We start from the raw sequence: 14604 nt of genomic DNA, 5'->3' as shown, positions 1-14604 counted from the left end.
CCATGACGGGATGAAGCCGCTGCTGCTGATCGACATCGACGGTCCGCTCAACCCGTACGCGGCACTGGCCCGCCCCGCGCCGCCGCAGGGCTATCTGCTCCACCGGATGCGGCCGACGGGGTGGAAGGCGGGGGTGCCGCTGCCCGTCCTGCTCAGCCCCGGGCACGGCGAGGAGTTGCTGGCGCTCGCCGGCCGGTACGAGCTCGTGTGGGCGACCACCTGGAAGGACGAGGCCAACGAGTGGGTCGGCCCGCGCCTCGGACTGCCGCCGCTGCCGTACGTCGACTGGCCCGCGATGCACGCGATGACGGCGGACGGGACGTACTGGAAGACGCGGTACGTCGTCGAGTACGCGGACGGCAGGCCCTTCGCCTGGATCGACGACGAGATCGCCGCGCCGGACGTGGAGTGGGTCGCGGCGCACCACCCGGGCCGTGCCCTGCTCCGGCGGATCGACCCCTGGGTGGGGCTGGTGCGGTCGGACTTCGAGGCGCTCGCGGACTGGGCGTGACCCGGACCCGCGACACGGCGGGCCCGCCTCCTGTCCCGCCTGTACGGGCCCAGCGCCGTTGGTCCGTCCCCCGGGCCCGGCCGTCAGCTCCAGGGCAGTGCGGCCCGGTGACGCCAGTACGCCTCCGGCTCCTCCACCAGCGCGGCCAGCCTGTCCAGCCGGCCGGCGTCCAGGTCGAGGAGCGGCGCGTGCAGGTTGGCGGCCAGCTGCGTGACCGTCGCCGCGCCGGACAGGACGACTCCGGCCCACGGCTGGTGGAGCACGAGCGCCAGGGCGACGGCGTCCGCGTCCAGTCCCGCCTCGGCGCCGATCTCCCGGAGGACGGCGGGCGCCTCGGTCCCGGCGAGCCGGCCGTTGGCCATGGCTTCCTTGACGATCACGGTGAGCCCCGCGTCATGGGCCTCCGCGAGCGCGGGCCCGGCGGAGGTCTCCAGGGCGTTGAAGGTCGCCTGGACCGTACGGAAGAGGGGCTCGCCGTCGACGGTCACGGCCAGGGCGGACCGGATGGCGTCCGCCTGGGCGGGCCCGCTCGCCGAGAAGCCGATGGTGGTGCCCCGGGTCGCGAGTTCGGCGAGCCGGGCGTGCAGGTCCTTGTCGCTCAGCGCGGGGCTGTCGGCCGTCACCGAGTGGATCTGGTAGAGGTCGAGCCGGTCCCCGAGCAGTTCGGCCGACTCGGCGTGCTGCCGTTCGAACGCGGCCAGGCTGTGGTCCTTGACCTCGTGCGCCTCGGCGTCGCTGCGCCGGTCGGCGGTGTAGGTGTAACCCCATTTGCTGCCGATGACCACGTCCGTCACATCGGGGCGGGCGCCGAGCCAGTCCGCCAGGAACTCCTCGGCACCGCCGTAGGAGCGGGCCGCGTCGATGTAACGGACACCCTGCGCGTAGGCGGCGTCCAGGAGTTCATGGGTGCGGGCGCGCAGGGCGTCGGCGCTGCGGTCGCCGGGCAGGTCCCGGTCACGGTGCGGGGTGATGTAGCCGGGCCTGCCGACGGCGGCCAGGCCGAGCCCGATGTGGGAGGTCGGGGTGGTCGCTCGGTTCAGGCGGGCGAAGGGCATCGCGGGCTCCTCTGGGTCGGTTCCGAACGCCTTCCCGTCAACGTAGCCCGCGATGCCTGCGAATCAGCCGCGCGCGGTCGCCCAGGCGTGCTGCGTCACCAGGTCGGCCTTCACCTCGGCCAGCTGGACGGCGACGGCCGAGGGGGCCGTCCCGCCGCGCCCGTTCCGGGAGGCCAGCGCGCCGGGCACGTTCAGCACGGTGCGCACCTCCGGGGTGAGGTGCTCGGAGATCTTCGCGAACTGCTCGTCCGTCAGCTCGTCGAGCTCGATGCCCTGCTGTTCGCAGACCTTCACGCACTCCCCCGCGACCTCGTGGGCCACACGGAACGGCACACCCTGCTTGACCAGCCACTCGGCGATGTCCGTGGCGAGCGAGAAGCCTGCCGGGGCCAGCTCCTCCATGCGCTCGCGGTTGACGGTGAGCGTGGCCATCATCCCGGTGAAGGCCGGCAGCAGGACCTCCAGCTGGTCGCAGGAGTCGAAGACGGGCTCCTTGTCCTCCTGGAGGTCGCGGTTGTACGCGAGCGGCAGGGCCTTCAGGGTCGCCATCAGCCCGGTCAGGTTGCCGACGAGCCGGCCGGACTTGCCGCGTGCGAGCTCGGCGATGTCCGGGTTCTTCTTCTGCGGCATGATCGAGGAGCCGGTGGAGAACGCGTCGTGCAGGGTGACGAAGGAGAACTCCTTCGTGTTCCAGATGATGATCTCCTCGGCGATCCGGGAGAGGTTGACGCCGATCATCGCGGTGATGAAGGCGAACTCGGCGACGAAGTCACGTGACGCGGTGCCGTCGATCGAGTTGCCCACGGAGCCCCGCTCGAATCCGAGGTCCGCGGCGACCGCCTCCGGGTCCAGCCCGAGGGAGGAGCCGGCCAGGGCGCCGGAGCCGTACGGGGACACGGCCGTCCGCTCGTCCCACTGCCGCAGCCGCTCGGCGTCCCGGGACAGCGGCTGCACGTGCGCCAGGACGTGGTGGGCGAAGAGGACGGGCTGGGCGTGCTGGAGGTGCGTGCGGCCCGGCATGGCCACGTCGGGGTGCGCCTCGGCGAGCCCGACCAGCGCGTCCTGGAGCTCGGCGATCAGGCCGCCGATGATCCGGGCGTGGTCGCGCAGGTACATCCGGAAGAGCGTGGCGACCTGGTCGTTACGGGACCGGCCCGCCCGCAGCTTCCCGCCGAGGTCGGGGCCGAGGCGCTCCAGGAGGCCACGCTCCAGCGCGGTGTGGACGTCCTCGTCGGCGATGGTTCCGGTGAACGTGCCGTCGGCGACGGCGGCCTCCAGCGAGTCCAACCCTTCGAGCATGCGGGCCAGCTCGTCGTCGGTCAGCAGCCCTGCCTTGCTGAGCACGCGCGCGTGGGCACGGGAGCCGGCGATGTCGTACGGCGCGAGCCGCCAGTCGAAGTGGACGGACGCGGACAGCTTGGCCAGCGCCTCGGCCGGACCGTCGGCGAAACGGCCGCCCCAGAGCCGTACGTCGCTGTTTCCGGTGCCGTTGCTCACTGCGTGCTCCTCGGGAGTGCAAGGGGGTGTGCGTCCGCCTCACGGCGCGCGACCAGTAATGGCATAACTATGCAAGGGTCTGCATGCTTTGTCAAAGCTGCTGGTCCGCCACCGGAAATCACTGGGGCGGGAGGCACTCCCGCCTCCACGATCGGCGCCGTACGGTCCCACCGTGGCTGGAACCGCTGCTGGACGATCCGGTGCCTCCCGTCGTCCGTGTCGCCGCCGACGCCCCGCGCGCAAGGCCGGACCGCTTCAGGCGCGAGGACGACTCCAGCCTGAGCCGGTACTTCGAGAAGAAGTCCGGCATCGGCACCAGCATCGACGGCCTGCCGGGACTCCCCCTCCCTCTCCCCGCCCTGCCCGCCCCGTTCTCGGAGTAAGGCGCTGGGCCGTACGGAGCAGGCGCGGTGGGGGCGCCGCGCCGTGCGCCGTACGGTCCGGAGCATGCGCAGACTCCTGGTGACCGTGTCGGTCCTGCTGGCTCTGGCCGGTTCGCTCGCGGCGCGGCCCGCCGCACCGCCGCCCCTTCCCGAGCGGCTGACCGACACGGGCGGCGGCACCCAGCTCATCACCGCCGAGGCTCCCGGCACGGACTCCACCACGGGAACCGTCACCTGGTGGGACCTGCGTCCGGGCGGCTGGGTGGCGGCGGGCTCGGCGCCCGCGCGCTTCGGGGCGAACGGGCTCGCCGAGGGCAGGACCCGTACGCAGGGCACGAACACCACGCCCACGGGGCTCTACGACCTGCCGTACGCCTTCGGGACCGAGGCCGCGGCGCCCGGAACCCGGTACCCGTACCGCCGGGTCACCGACGCCTCGTGGTGGTGCCAGGACAACGCCTCCACCGCGTACAACCGCTGGGTGGAGCCGCGCCCCGCCGACTGCCGGGCCGACGAGGCCGAGCATCTGATCACCTACCGCGCGCAGTACGCCCGTGCGCTCGTCGTCGGCTTCAACTACCACCGGCCGGAGCGCGGCAGGGGCGCCGGGATCTTCCTCCACGTCGACGGAAAGGGCGCGACCGCCGGCTGTGTGTCCGTGCCGGCGGTCGCCATGGACCGGATCCTGGCCTGGGCCGATCCGGTACGCCGTCCGCACATCGCGGTCGGGACGGCGTCCGGACCGACTGCGATCACCCTCTACTGAGGACCTGTCAGCGGTCGTTCTGGGCCAGTCGCAGCAGGTGGTCGGCCAGCGCCTGACCCCCGTTCGGGTCACGGCTGATCAGCATCAGCGTGTCGTCACCCGCGATCGTGCCGAGGATCGCCTGGAGTTCGGCCTGGTCGATGGCCGAGGCGAGGAACTGGGCGGCGCCCGGAGGCGTGCGCAGCACCACGAGGTTGGCGGAGGCCTCGGCGGAGATGAGCAGCTCCGCGGAGAGCCTGCGCATCCGCTCCTCCTTCGCCGAGCCTCCGAGGGGCGCCTGCGGGGTGCGGAAGCCGCCCTCGCTCGGCACTGCGTAGATCAGCTCGCCGCCGGTGTTGCGGATCTTCACCGCACCCAGCTCGTCCAGGTCGCGCGAGAGCGTCGCCTGGGTGACGCTCAGCCCGTCGTCGGACAGGAGCCTGGCCAGCTGGCTCTGGGAGCGCACCGGCTGCCGGTTCAGGATGTCCACGATCCTGCGGTGGCGTGCCGTGCGGGTCTGCGGCACCGACGGCCCGCCGTGATCGGTGTCCTGTGCCTCGGTCATCGTCGTCGCCTCATTCTCCGGATCGTCACTCCCCGGATCGTCCGTCCCCGTAAGCCGCGTCGAGGGCTCCCGGCAGAATCCGCAGGAACTCGTCCACCTCGGCGTCACCGATGATCAGCGGCGGCATGAGCCGTACGACGTCGGGGGCGGGCGCGTTCACCAGGAGTCCGGCTCCCTGAGCCGCCTGCTGCACCTTCGGTGCGAGGGGGCCGGTGAGCACGATACCCAGCAGCAGTCCGGAGCCGCGGACGTGGGAGACCAACGGGTGCCCCAGCCCCTCGACGCCGTCCCTGATCCGCTCGCCCAGCCGCTTCACGTCGTCCAGGATGCCGTCGGCGGCGAGCGTGTCCAGTACGGCGAGGCCGGCGGCGCAGGCGACCGGGTTGCCGCCGAACGTCGTGCCGTGCTGACCGGGCTTCAGCAGGTCGGCGGTGGCGCCGAACGCCACGGTGGCGCCGATCGGCAGTCCGCCGCCGAGCCCCTTGGCGAGCGTGACCACGTCGGGCTCGACGCTCTGGTGGGCCTGGTGCTCGAACCAGTGGCCGCAGCGTCCGATCCCGGTCTGCACCTCGTCCAGGACGAGCAGGGTGCCGGTGGCCCGGGTGATCTCCCTGGCGGCCTCCAGATAGCCCGCGGGCGGCACGACGACACCGTTCTCGCCCTGCATCGGCTCGATGATCAGCAGCGCGGTGTCGGTGGTCACCGCGGTCCGGAGCGCCTCGATGTCGCCGTACGGCACGTGCGTGACGTCGCCGGGCAGCGGCAGGAAGGGGGTGCGCTTGGCGGGCTGGCCGGTCAGGGCGAGGCTGCCCATGGTGCGGCCGTGGAAGCCGCCGTCGGTGGCGACCATGTGCGTGCGCCCGGTCAGCCGGCCGATCTTGAAGGCCGCCTCGTTGGCCTCGGCGCCGGAGTTGCAGAAGTAGACCCTGCCCTTGCGGCCGAAGAGCTGGAGGAGCCGCTCGGCGAGCGCGACGGGCGGCTCGGCGGTGTAGAGGTTGGAGACGTGGCCGAGGGAGGCGATCTGCGTGGACACCGCTTCGACCACCGCGGGGTGGGCGTGGCCGAGCGCGTTGACCGCGATGCCACCGACGAAGTCGAGGTAGCCGGTGCCGTCCGCGTCCCACACGCGGGCGCCCTCGCCGCGCACCAGGGGGAGCTGCGGGGTGCCGTAGTTGTCCATCAGCGCGCCCTGCCAGCGCTGTGTGATCTCCTCGTTGCTCATGACTCCCCCTCGGCGCCGGGCTGTGCCGCGGCTGTTGCGTCGGGCACGACCATCGTGCCGATTCCCTCGTCGGTGAAGATCTCCAGCAGGATCGAGTGCTGGACCCGGCCGTCGATGACGCGGGCGGTCTCGACCCCGTTGCGTACGGCGTGTAGGCAGCCCTGCATCTTGGGGACCATGCCGCTGGAGAGGTCGGGCAGCAGCTTCTCCAGCTCGGTGGCGGTGAGACGGCTGATGACGTCGTCGCTGTTCGGCCAGTCCTCGTAGAGCCCCTCGACGTCGGTGAGGACCATCAGCGTCTCGGCGCCCAGCGCGGCGGCGAGTGCGGCGGCGGCGGTGTCGGCGTTGACGTTGTAGACGTGGTTGTCCTCGGCGGAGCGCGCGATGGAGGAGATGACCGGGATCCGGCCGTCGTCCAGCAGCGCCTGGATCGCCCCGGTGTCGATGGCGGTGATCTCGCCGACCCGGCCGATGTCGACGGCCTCGCCGTCGATGACGGGGCGGTGCTGGGTGGCGGTGATCGTGTGCGCGTCCTCGCCGGTCATTCCGACGGCGAGCGGGCCGTGCTGGTTGAGCAGCCCGACGAGCTCACGCTGGACCTGCCCGGCGAGCACCATGCGTACGACGTCCATGGCCTCGGGGGTGGTCACACGCAGCCCGGCCTTGAACTCGCTGACCAGGCCCTGCTTGTCGAGCTGGGCGCTGATCTGCGGGCCGCCGCCGTGCACGACGACGGGCTTGAGGCCGGCGTGCCGCAGGAAGACGACGTCCTGGGCGAAGGCCGCCTTCAGCTCGTCGTCGATCATGGCGTTGCCGCCGAACTTGATGACGACGGTCTTGCCGTTGTGCCGGGTGAGCCAGGGCAGCGCCTCGATGAGGATCTGGGCCTTGGGCAGCGCGGTGTGCTTCCTCGCGGCGCTCATGAGCTGTACGCGCTGTTCTCGTGGACGTACTCGGCGGTGAGGTCGTTGGCCCAGATCACGGCCGACTCGTCGCCGGCGGCGAGGTCCGCGGTGATGCGGACCTCCCGGTAGCGCATGTCGACCAGGTCGCGGTCCTCGCCGACGCCGCCGTTCTTGCACACCCAGACGTCGTTGATGGCGACGTTGAGCTGGTCGGGGTCGAAGGCGGCCCGCGTGGTGCCGATCGCGGAAAGGACGCGGCCCCAGTTGGGGTCCTCGCCGTGGATGGCGCACTTCAGGAGGTTGTTGCGGGCGATGCTCCGGCCGACCTCGACGGCGTCGTCCTCGGTCGCCGCGTTGATCACCTCGATCCGGATGTCCTTGGACGCGCCCTCGGCGTCGCCGATCAACTGGCGGGCGAGGTCGGCGCAGACGCTCTGCACGGCCTGCTCGAAATCGGCCTGCGCGGGGGTGGTTCCGCTCGCACCCGAGGCGAGCAGCAGCACGGTGTCGTTGGTCGACATGCAGCCGTCGGAGTCGACCCGGTCGAAGGTGGTGCGGGTGGCGGCGCGCAGCGCGGTGTCGAGAGCGGGTGCCTCCACGTCGGCGTCGGTGGTGAGGACGACGAGCATGGTGGCGAGGCCGGGGGCGAGCATGCCCGCGCCCTTCGCCATGCCGCCGACCGTCCAGCCCTCGCCGCCCGCGACGGCGGTCTTGTGCACGGTGTCCGTGGTCTTGATCGCGATGGCGGCCTTCTCACCGCCGTGCTCGCTGAGGGCCTGTGCGGCCTTCTCGATGCCCGGCAGGAGCTTGTCCATGGGCAGGAGCACGCCGATCAGCCCGGTGGACGCCACGGCGATCTCGCCCGCGCTGTGACCGCCGAGGGCCTCGGCTGCCTTCTCGGCGGTCGCGTGGGTGTCCTGGAAGCCCTTGGGGCCCGTACAGGCGTTGGCGCCACCGGAGTTGAGGACGACGGCGGTCACCTCGCCGCCCTTCAGCACCTGTTCGGACCAGAGGACGGGCGCGGCCTTGACCCGGTTGGAGGTGAAGACGCCCGCGGCGGCGCGGCGGGGGCCGTGGTTGACCACGAGGGCCAGATCCGGATTACCGCTCTCCTTGATCCCGGCGGCGATCCCCGCCGCCGTGAATCCCTTGGGTGCCGTGACGCTCACTGCATCTCCTCGTTCGCTTCTCCGCCCGCGCATCCCAGCGGCGCGGTTTCCTTCGTTGCCCGCGGCCCGGCGGCCGCGTGTGAGCCGCTCAAGGAGCGACTCCGATCGTGAAAAGACCGGTGTCCTCGGGGAGTCCGAGGGCGATGTTCATGCTCTGCAGGGCGCCGCCGGCGGTGCCCTTGGCGAGGTTGTCGATGGCGCTGATCACGACGATCCGCCCGGCCGTCTCGTCGTGGGCGACCTGGATCTGCACGGCGTTCGAGCCGTACACGGCCGCGGTGGAGGGCCACCGGCCCTCCGGCAGCAGGTCGACGAACGGCTCGTCGGCGAAGGCCTTCTCGTACACCGCCCGCAGCGACCCGCCGCTCACCCCGGGCTTCGCCTTGGCGCTGCACGTGGCGAGGATGCCGCGGGGCATGGGCGCGAGGGTCGGGGTGAAGGAGACGGTGACGGGTTCACCGGCGGCGGCACCGAGGTTCTGCATCATCTCGGGGGTGTGCCGGTGTCCGCCTCCGACGCCGTACGGGGTCATGTTGCCCATGACCTCGGAGCCGAGCAGGTGCGGCTTCAGCGCCTTGCCCGCCCCGGAGGTGCCGGACGCGGCGACGACGACGGCCTCGGGCTCGGCGAGCCCTGCGGCGTAGGCCGGGAAGAGCGCGAGGGACACGGCGGTCGGGTAGCAGCCGGGCACCGCGATGCGTTTGGTCCCCTCCAGCGCCGCGCGGGCCCCGGGGAGCTCGGGCAGGCCGTAGGGCCAGGTACCCGCGTGCGGGGAGCCGTAGAACTTCTCCCAGTCGGCGGCGTCCTTCAGCCGGAAGTCGGCCCCCATGTCCACGACCAACACATCGTCGCCGAGCTGCTCGGCGACGGCGGCGGACTGCCCGTGCGGGAGGGCCAGGAAGACGACGTCGTGCCCGCCGAGCACCTCGGCGGTGGTCGGCTGGAGAACGCGGTCCGCGAGCGGCCTCAGATGCGGCTGCAGGGCGCCGAGCCGCTCTCCGGCGTTGGTGTGGGCGGTGAGGGCGCCGATCTCGACCTGGGGGTGGGTGAGGAGCAGGCGGAGCAGTTCCCCGCCGGCGTATCCGCTCGCTCCTGCCACTGCCGCACGTACCACCATCGGAAAGCCTCCTTGTCGATGGCATGACTATACGCACCTATGCAGTTTTATGCAAAGAGTTTCAAGGGCATGCGCCTGCGGCCTGGGAGTACACGGGAGGGAGCCAGCCGCCCAGGGCCCGGGTCGAGGGAGGAGCCCGCCGGAAGAAGTCCGCCGTCGCCGATCGCGCGACGGCCAGGCGCGAGGCCACGGCGAGGAGGGGCGCGGACGAAAGGGAGGGGGACGGGCGAAAAAAAGAAGGGCAAGGAGCTCACCCACTCCTCGCCACTCTCAAGATATAGCGCACCGGGGGCCTTGCGGCAAGGCCCCGGTGGTGCCGCAGAATATCCGCTCGAAGCCGGAACCTGCGGAAATCAGGGTTTCGCGGCGTACGCGCGGTTTGTCGGTGCACCGGTCTCGTCAGGGCAGCGGGACACCGGTGGAAACCGTCGGCGCGTACGCCCGTGGGCCGCGCGGAGCGGCCGGCCGAAGAGCAAGTGCGATGAATGGGGCGGGTTTTCATGATCGACGTGATCGTTGCAGGCGGCGGGCCGACCGGCCTGATGCTGGCGTGCGAGCTCCGGCTGCACGGCGTGCGGGTGCTGGTGCTGGAGAAGGAGACGGAGCCGACCGTTCAGTCCCGGGCGCAGGGCCTGCACGCCCGCAGCGTGGAGGTGATGGACCAGCGCGGCCTGCTGGAGCGCTTCCTCGCGCTCGGCAAGAAGTTCGAGGTCGGTGGCTTCTTCGCCGGCCTCAGCGACAAGTGGCCCGACCGGCTGGACACCGCGCATTCCTACGTTCTCGCCATCCCGCAGCAGGTCACCGAGCGGCTGCTGGCCGAGCGCGCCGCCGAACTGGGCACCGAGATCCTGCGGGGCCACGAGCTGACCGGGCTGAGTCAGGACGACCACGGGGTACAGGTGGAACTGGCCGACGGCACGCAGCTGCGCTCCCGGTACCTCGTCGGCTGCGACGGCGGGCGCAGCACGGTGCGCAAGCTGCTCGGTATCGGCTTCCCCGGTGAGCCCTCCAGGGTCGAGACCCTGCTCGGCGAGGTGGAGGCGGCCGTTCCGCCCGAGACGCTGGCCGCCGCGACGGCGGAGGTGCGCAAGACCCAGAAGCGGTTCGGCTTCGCGCCCCTGAAGGACGGGGTGTACCGCGTGGTCGTACCCGCCGAGGGCGTGGCCGAGGACCGTACGGCCACGCCCACGCTCGACGAACTCAAGGCGCAGCTGCGGGCGTTCGCGGGCACCGACTTCGGCGTGCACTCGCCACGCTGGATCTCCCGGTTCGGCGACGCCACCCGGCTCGCCGAGCGTTACCGGGCGGGCCGGGTGCTGCTGGCCGGCGACGCGGCGCACATCCACCCGCCGACCGGCGGCCAGGGGCTCAACCTGGGCGTGCAGGACGCGTTCAACCTGGGCTGGAAACTGGCCGCCGAGGTGAACGGCTGGGCCCCCGAAGGGCTCCTGGACAGCTACCACACCGAACGGCACCCGGTGGCCGCCGCCGTACTGGACAACACCCGTGCACAGATGGAGCTCATGTCCGACCGGCCGGGTCCCCGGGCGGTGCGCCGGCTGATGTCGGAGCTGATGGAGATCGAGGAGGTGAACCGGCAGGTGATCTCGAAGATCATCGGCATCGGCATCCGCTACGACTTCGGGGAAGGCCACGAACTGCTGGGCCTGCGGCTCCGGGACGTCGAGCTGGAGCGGGGTCGCCTCTACGGGCTGATGCACGAAGGGCGCGGGCTGCTGCTCGACCCGGCGGGACGGCTGTCGGTGGCGGGCTGGGCGGACCGGGTCGACCACGTCGTCGACGGCAGCAAGGAACTGGACGCGCCCGCCGTACTCCTGCGGCCGGACGGCCATGTGGCGTGGGTGGGCGAGGACCAGCAGGACCTGCTCGGGCACCTGCCCAGGTGGTTCGGCGCCGCCACCGTGTGACCCTGCGGGCTTCCGGGGGTACGGGCGCCTCGGAGCACGGGGCGGCGGAGGAACCGGCCGGGCCCGCCGGTCCGGGCGAACCGGCCAGGCCCGCGGGGCCCGGCAAGCCGACGAGGCCGGTCGGGGCGAACCGGCCAGGCCGGTGGGGGCGAACCGGCCAGGCCCGTCGGGGCGAGCCGGAGGAGCCGCCTCCCCCGGCCCCGGCCGGTCGCACCTCCCGCCGGCGCTCATCCGGTCGGGCGGCCCCGGGTCACGGCACGGAACAGGGCCAGGAGTTCCTGGGCCTGCGGGGCGTCCGCGTCGAAGAACTGCGTGGCCAGGGCGGGCGGCACAGCCGTGCCCCGCATCCGGACCTCGTGGCAGCGGAAGCAGAACGCCGCCTCGTACAGCGCGAGGCCGAGCGTGTCGTCGTACGCCCGGATGCCCCAGCCCGGCGAGAAGCCGCAGCGGTGCTGTTCGCCGGCGGGCAGGGCCTCGATCAGGGCCAGGGCTGCGGCGGCCTCGCCGTCGGCCCAGTGGCCGGCCACCTCGCCCGGATACGGGTCGCTCCGTCCGGCCGGGAGGGCGGAGATCCTGACGACCTCGATCAGCGCGGTGGCGGCCACGGCGTCCTCCGGAAGCAGCACGGCCCCGTACCCCTCAGTCAGCCGAGTGGAAGTCGTCGGTCAGGACGCAGCCGTCCGCCTGGGCGGGGGCCGTACTCACGTCGCCGCTCGCCTCGAAGTCCGGGTTGCAGTTGAGGACGAGCAGGTTGGACGCGGAGAGGTCTCCCAGCGTGTCCGGGTCGGGTGCGATGACGGCGAAGTCCTTGCCGACGCCGAATCCTCCCTCGATGCCGGCGTCGGGCGAGGTCTTGACCCGCTCGGCGATGTCGGCACGGTAGGCGTTCTGCAGCGTCCTCATGCCGTCGGTTCCGGTCCAGAACACGCGGATGTAGCCGTGGCCCCCGTCGTCGCAGGTGCCCCGGAAGCGGACACCCCAGCTCTCGTCGAACTGCTCGTCCATCGGGTAGTAGCGGGTGTCGGACGGGTCGATGCTGTACTGCTCGCAGGTCGTGAACCGCTGCAGGAACTCACCGGCGGCCATGACCGATCCGGACTCCGGGAGGTTGTCGAGCATGAACCTCTGCCGCGTGCTGAGCCCGCCGGACTGCTCGCCCTCTCCCCCCGCGCCACCGTTGCGGGCACCGCTTTCCGGGGCCGGTGGGTCCACCGCGCCGCCGATCGCGCCGATCTCTGCGGGGTTCGCGCTGTCCGAGCCGTCCTCGCACCCGGCCAGACCCGCCACCGCTGCTCCCATGACCGCCACGGCCGCCAAGGCCCGCACCCCACGCATGTCCGCTCCCCCGCCGCTCCGCCACCGCCTGAACTCCGGACCCTAGGACATGCACATGTCGAAGATCAAAACCAGGTGTCCGCGCGGTCGCGGGCCGGACCGGGCGGCCCGTGTCAGTGGGGTCCGCTACCTTGCCGCCATGTCGATCACCGCACAACTGCGCGAGTCGGTGACGCTGCCGGGTGGCGGCGCGCTGGTCAACGGCTGCGCCTTCGAGGTCAGCGGGGAACGGCTGCCTCGCGCCCTCCTCCAGAACGGGCACGAGCTGGAGGTCCACGACCTCCACGAGGTGTTCGCCGGCGAGCGGGCCCCTGCCGCCGTCTTCCCCCTTCCCTGGCCTGGATGGGACCGGGGCGTTCACTCGGTCAGCCCCGACACCACCTTCGCGGTCTTCTCGGGTCAGCGCGCGGTCCGCGCCGTCGGCCCGGGTGGAGAGACCCTGTGGGAGTACCGGCACGCCTGCTGGGGACCCGAGATCGGCCACCCGCACACGGGGGACGAGCAGGAGGTGTGCCGCGGCCTCGAACACGGCTCCTGCCAGGTGTCCGCGGACGGCCGGCTCGTCTGGGCCCATGTCGTGACGGAGCAGGAGGGCGGAAACTGGCAGGAGTTCTGGGTCCTCCTGGACGCCCGGGACGGCCGGGAACTCGGCCGGATCCCGCTGGACAGTGCCGCAGCCGGCTCGCGTCATCTGCGCCACCCGGACGGCGTCCACATGGGGCTGTGCATCGGTATGGGGCAGGACGGCATTCTGCTGCACTGGGCGCGCTGGGACGGCGAGGTGCTGACAGGCTGGGATCTGGGCCGGCGTACGGACCGCATCCTGATGGACGCCCACCCCGCGCATCCGGGCTTCCTGACGGTCGAGCACTACGGGTCGGACCTGGAACTGCACGCGCTGGACGGCACGACGATCGCCGAGGCCTGCCTCGATCCGGACGACGAGGAGGACGACCCGCCCCGCTGGGACCACGACTGCGGCTTCGTCGACGCCCGCACCGTCATCGCCTCCGTGACCTGCTCCGACGGCCTCGGGCGCCCTCGCCACCGGCTGCTCGACGGCCGCACCCTGGAGGTGCGCGGGACGGTCGAGTACCCCGGGGGCCCCGTCGACAGCTACGTACGCCCGCTCGGCGACGGCACCTGGCTCACCTACGACGACACGACCGGGACGCTCAGCCGCTGGGCCGAGGCGGACGCCTGTGCCGGCTGAGGCGGGACGGACGGAACTTCGGTTACATGGGCTCGGGTGCCCGGCACCACCGAGCGGACCGGCAGGCGGAGGACAGGGAGCGGCCATGGACGAGATCCTCGACGCGATCGAGCGCGTGCACCGGCAGGTAGGCACGCGCCACGTGGCGTCGGACGAGGCCGGGACGGTCCTGTTGCGGCGGACCTTCGACGCCGCGGCCCCGGACGTCTGGGACGCGCTGACCTCGCCGGAGCGGATCGCCCGGTGGTTCCTCCCGGTGACCGGGGAGTTCCGGGCCGGCGGACGCTACCAGCTGGAGGGGAACGCCGGCGGCGAGATCCTGGAGTGCGTGCCCCGGGAACGGCTCCGGGTGTCCTGGCTGTTCGGGCCCGATCCCGGCTTCAGCGAGGTGGAGGTACGCCTGGCACCGGCGAACGGCGGTGGCACGGTGTTCGAGCTGGAGCACGCGTCCGTGCTTCCGGAGGAGTTCCGGAGCCAGTACGGCCCGGGAGCCGTCGGGATCGGCTGGGACCTGGCCCTTCTGGGGCTCGGCTGGCACCTGACGGGCGGCGGGCTCAGCCCGGAGGACGCCGTCGAGTGGCAGAACTCACCCGCGGCGAAGGCCTTCGTGGCGCGCTCGGGCGAGGAGTGGGGGCGCGCGTTCGCGGCCTCCGGGGCGGACCCGGAGATCGTGACCGCCACGACGGTGGCCACGATCGCGTTCTACACGGGGGAATAGACCGCCGCGCCGGCAGAGAACTTCGGGACGCGGTCGCCGCAACGGGACGGCAGCCGCAGACGCCCTTCGTGCCCTGCCCCGCAGCCGGGACCACCCTCACAGGAGCGGTCCCGCAGCCGCGGCGGTGCGGATCGGCGCCCCCGCCGCAAGGACGGCGATCACGGGTACGGCGTACGACACCAAGGGGCGCGCACAGGGCCGGCGGGCCGTCCCCCGGATGTGTCCGGATCGGCGCCTGCGG

At 72.3% G+C, this 14604-nt stretch carries 14 protein-coding genes and 1 pseudogene; 6 read left to right on the top strand and 9 right to left on the bottom strand.

Annotated features, from left to right (window positions below; genetic code table 11):
* The first annotated feature begins 10 nt into the window (after positions 1–10).
* Entirely contained in the window at positions 11–511 is a 501-nt protein-coding gene (locus tag ACFYQ6_RS25555; RefSeq protein WP_388765091.1) for a hypothetical protein, read from the top strand.
* An 83-nt stretch (positions 512–594) separates the two neighbouring features.
* On the opposite strand, the gene ACFYQ6_RS25550 is transcribed toward ACFYQ6_RS25555, so the two are convergent.
* Positions 595–1566 carry an aldo/keto reductase gene (locus ACFYQ6_RS25550; RefSeq protein WP_361574396.1) on the bottom strand — a complete coding sequence of 324 codons (972 nt, stop codon included), beginning with the start codon at positions 1564–1566 and terminating at the stop codon, positions 595–597.
* A 63-nt stretch (positions 1567–1629) separates the two neighbouring features.
* Positions 1630–3063 carry an argininosuccinate lyase gene (argH, locus tag ACFYQ6_RS25545; RefSeq protein WP_388765088.1) on the bottom strand — a complete coding sequence of 478 codons (1434 nt, stop codon included), beginning with the start codon at positions 3061–3063 and terminating at the stop codon, positions 1630–1632.
* A gap of 251 nt (positions 3064–3314) precedes the next feature.
* Between argH and ACFYQ6_RS25540 the strand changes: the two are divergent.
* Positions 3315–3446, top strand: a pseudogene (locus ACFYQ6_RS25540) (pyridoxamine 5'-phosphate oxidase family protein); the annotation flags it as partial.
* A 64-nt stretch (positions 3447–3510) separates the two neighbouring features.
* Positions 3511–4212 carry a L,D-transpeptidase gene (locus ACFYQ6_RS25535; RefSeq protein WP_388765086.1) on the top strand — a complete coding sequence of 234 codons (702 nt, stop codon included), beginning with the start codon at positions 3511–3513 and terminating at the stop codon, positions 4210–4212.
* Positions 4213–4219: 7 nt separating this feature from the next.
* On the opposite strand, the gene ACFYQ6_RS25530 is transcribed toward ACFYQ6_RS25535, so the two are convergent.
* From ACFYQ6_RS25530 to argC, 5 genes are all read right to left on the bottom strand, one after another.
* Entirely contained in the window at positions 4220–4756 is a 537-nt protein-coding gene (locus ACFYQ6_RS25530) for an arginine repressor (RefSeq protein WP_073751528.1), read from the bottom strand.
* A gap of 25 nt (positions 4757–4781) precedes the next feature.
* Positions 4782–5978, bottom strand: a complete 1197-nt coding sequence (locus tag ACFYQ6_RS25525) for an acetylornithine transaminase (protein ID WP_361574403.1) — start codon at positions 5976–5978, stop codon at positions 4782–4784.
* Positions 5975–6901, bottom strand: a complete 927-nt coding sequence (gene argB / locus ACFYQ6_RS25520) for an acetylglutamate kinase (RefSeq protein WP_361574405.1) — start codon at positions 6899–6901, stop codon at positions 5975–5977. The genes ACFYQ6_RS25525 and argB overlap by 4 nt, the downstream gene beginning before the upstream one ends.
* Positions 6898–8052 (bottom strand): bifunctional glutamate N-acetyltransferase/amino-acid acetyltransferase ArgJ, encoded by a 1155-nt coding sequence (gene argJ, locus ACFYQ6_RS25515; protein WP_388765083.1) that lies wholly within the window; start codon positions 8050–8052, stop codon positions 6898–6900. The genes argB and argJ overlap by 4 nt, the downstream gene beginning before the upstream one ends.
* 88 nt (positions 8053–8140) lie before the next feature.
* Complete coding sequence (argC, locus tag ACFYQ6_RS25510) at positions 8141–9169, bottom strand: N-acetyl-gamma-glutamyl-phosphate reductase (protein ID WP_361574409.1); 1029 nt, start codon at positions 9167–9169, stop codon at positions 8141–8143.
* Between the two features lie 500 nt (positions 9170–9669).
* Here argC and rox point away from each other — a divergent pair, with 500 nt between their 5' ends.
* A complete protein-coding gene (rox, locus tag ACFYQ6_RS25505) occupies positions 9670–11097 on the top strand; it encodes a rifampin monooxygenase (RefSeq protein WP_361574411.1) in 1428 nt (475 codons plus the stop codon).
* Between the two features lie 227 nt (positions 11098–11324).
* Here the strand turns inward: rox and ACFYQ6_RS25500 are convergent, their stop codons facing one another.
* On the bottom strand, positions 11325–11723 hold the full coding sequence (locus tag ACFYQ6_RS25500) for a hypothetical protein (RefSeq protein WP_388765081.1): 399 nt from the start codon (positions 11721–11723) through the stop codon (positions 11325–11327).
* A gap of 13 nt (positions 11724–11736) precedes the next feature.
* The gene (locus tag ACFYQ6_RS25495) at positions 11737–12432 is read right to left on the bottom strand and encodes a hypothetical protein (protein ID WP_388765079.1); all 696 of its coding nucleotides are present in this window, start codon (positions 12430–12432) and stop codon (positions 11737–11739) included.
* A 139-nt stretch (positions 12433–12571) separates the two neighbouring features.
* Here ACFYQ6_RS25495 and ACFYQ6_RS25490 point away from each other — a divergent pair, with 139 nt between their 5' ends.
* Both ACFYQ6_RS25490 and ACFYQ6_RS25485 read left to right on the top strand, forming a co-directional pair.
* On the top strand, positions 12572–13645 hold the full coding sequence (locus tag ACFYQ6_RS25490; protein WP_361574417.1) for a hypothetical protein: 1074 nt from the start codon (positions 12572–12574) through the stop codon (positions 13643–13645).
* Positions 13646–13730: 85 nt separating this feature from the next.
* Positions 13731–14363: an SRPBCC family protein gene (locus tag ACFYQ6_RS25485; protein ID WP_388765077.1), complete on the top strand. Its 633-nt coding sequence runs from the start codon at positions 13731–13733 to the stop codon at positions 14361–14363.
* The last annotated feature ends 241 nt before the right edge of the window (positions 14364–14604 follow it).

It is taken from the genome of Streptomyces sp. NPDC005494 (genome assembly GCF_042872025.1).
Taxonomy (GTDB): Bacteria; Actinomycetota; Actinomycetes; order Streptomycetales; family Streptomycetaceae; genus Streptomyces.
Note: the sequence above shows the minus strand (reverse complement) of the source record. Positions and strands in the feature narration are given on the sequence as shown.

Bases quoted from the DNA above. Each gene is read 5' to 3' on its own strand.
- ACFYQ6_RS25555 (WP_388765091.1), top strand. From the start codon at position 11: ATGAAGCCGCTGCTGCTGATCGACATCGACGGTCCGCTCAACCCGTAC.
- ACFYQ6_RS25550 (WP_361574396.1), bottom strand. From the start codon at position 1,566: ATGCCCTTCGCCCGCCTGAACCGAGCGACCACCCCGACCTCCCACATC.
- ACFYQ6_RS25535 (WP_388765086.1), top strand. From the start codon at position 3,511: ATGCGCAGACTCCTGGTGACCGTGTCGGTCCTGCTGGCTCTGGCCGGT.
- ACFYQ6_RS25530 (WP_073751528.1), bottom strand. From the start codon at position 4,756: ATGACCGAGGCACAGGACACCGATCACGGCGGGCCGTCGGTGCCGCAG.
- ACFYQ6_RS25525 (WP_361574403.1), bottom strand. From the start codon at position 5,978: ATGAGCAACGAGGAGATCACACAGCGCTGGCAGGGCGCGCTGATGGAC.
- argB (WP_361574405.1), bottom strand. From the start codon at position 6,901: ATGAGCGCCGCGAGGAAGCACACCGCGCTGCCCAAGGCCCAGATCCTC.
- argC (WP_361574409.1), bottom strand. From the start codon at position 9,169: ATGGTGGTACGTGCGGCAGTGGCAGGAGCGAGCGGATACGCCGGCGGG.
- rox (WP_361574411.1), top strand. From the start codon at position 9,670: ATGATCGACGTGATCGTTGCAGGCGGCGGGCCGACCGGCCTGATGCTG.
- ACFYQ6_RS25495 (WP_388765079.1), bottom strand. From the start codon at position 12,432: ATGCGTGGGGTGCGGGCCTTGGCGGCCGTGGCGGTCATGGGAGCAGCG.
- ACFYQ6_RS25490 (WP_361574417.1), top strand. From the start codon at position 12,572: ATGTCGATCACCGCACAACTGCGCGAGTCGGTGACGCTGCCGGGTGGC.
- ACFYQ6_RS25485 (WP_388765077.1), top strand. From the start codon at position 13,731: ATGGACGAGATCCTCGACGCGATCGAGCGCGTGCACCGGCAGGTAGGC.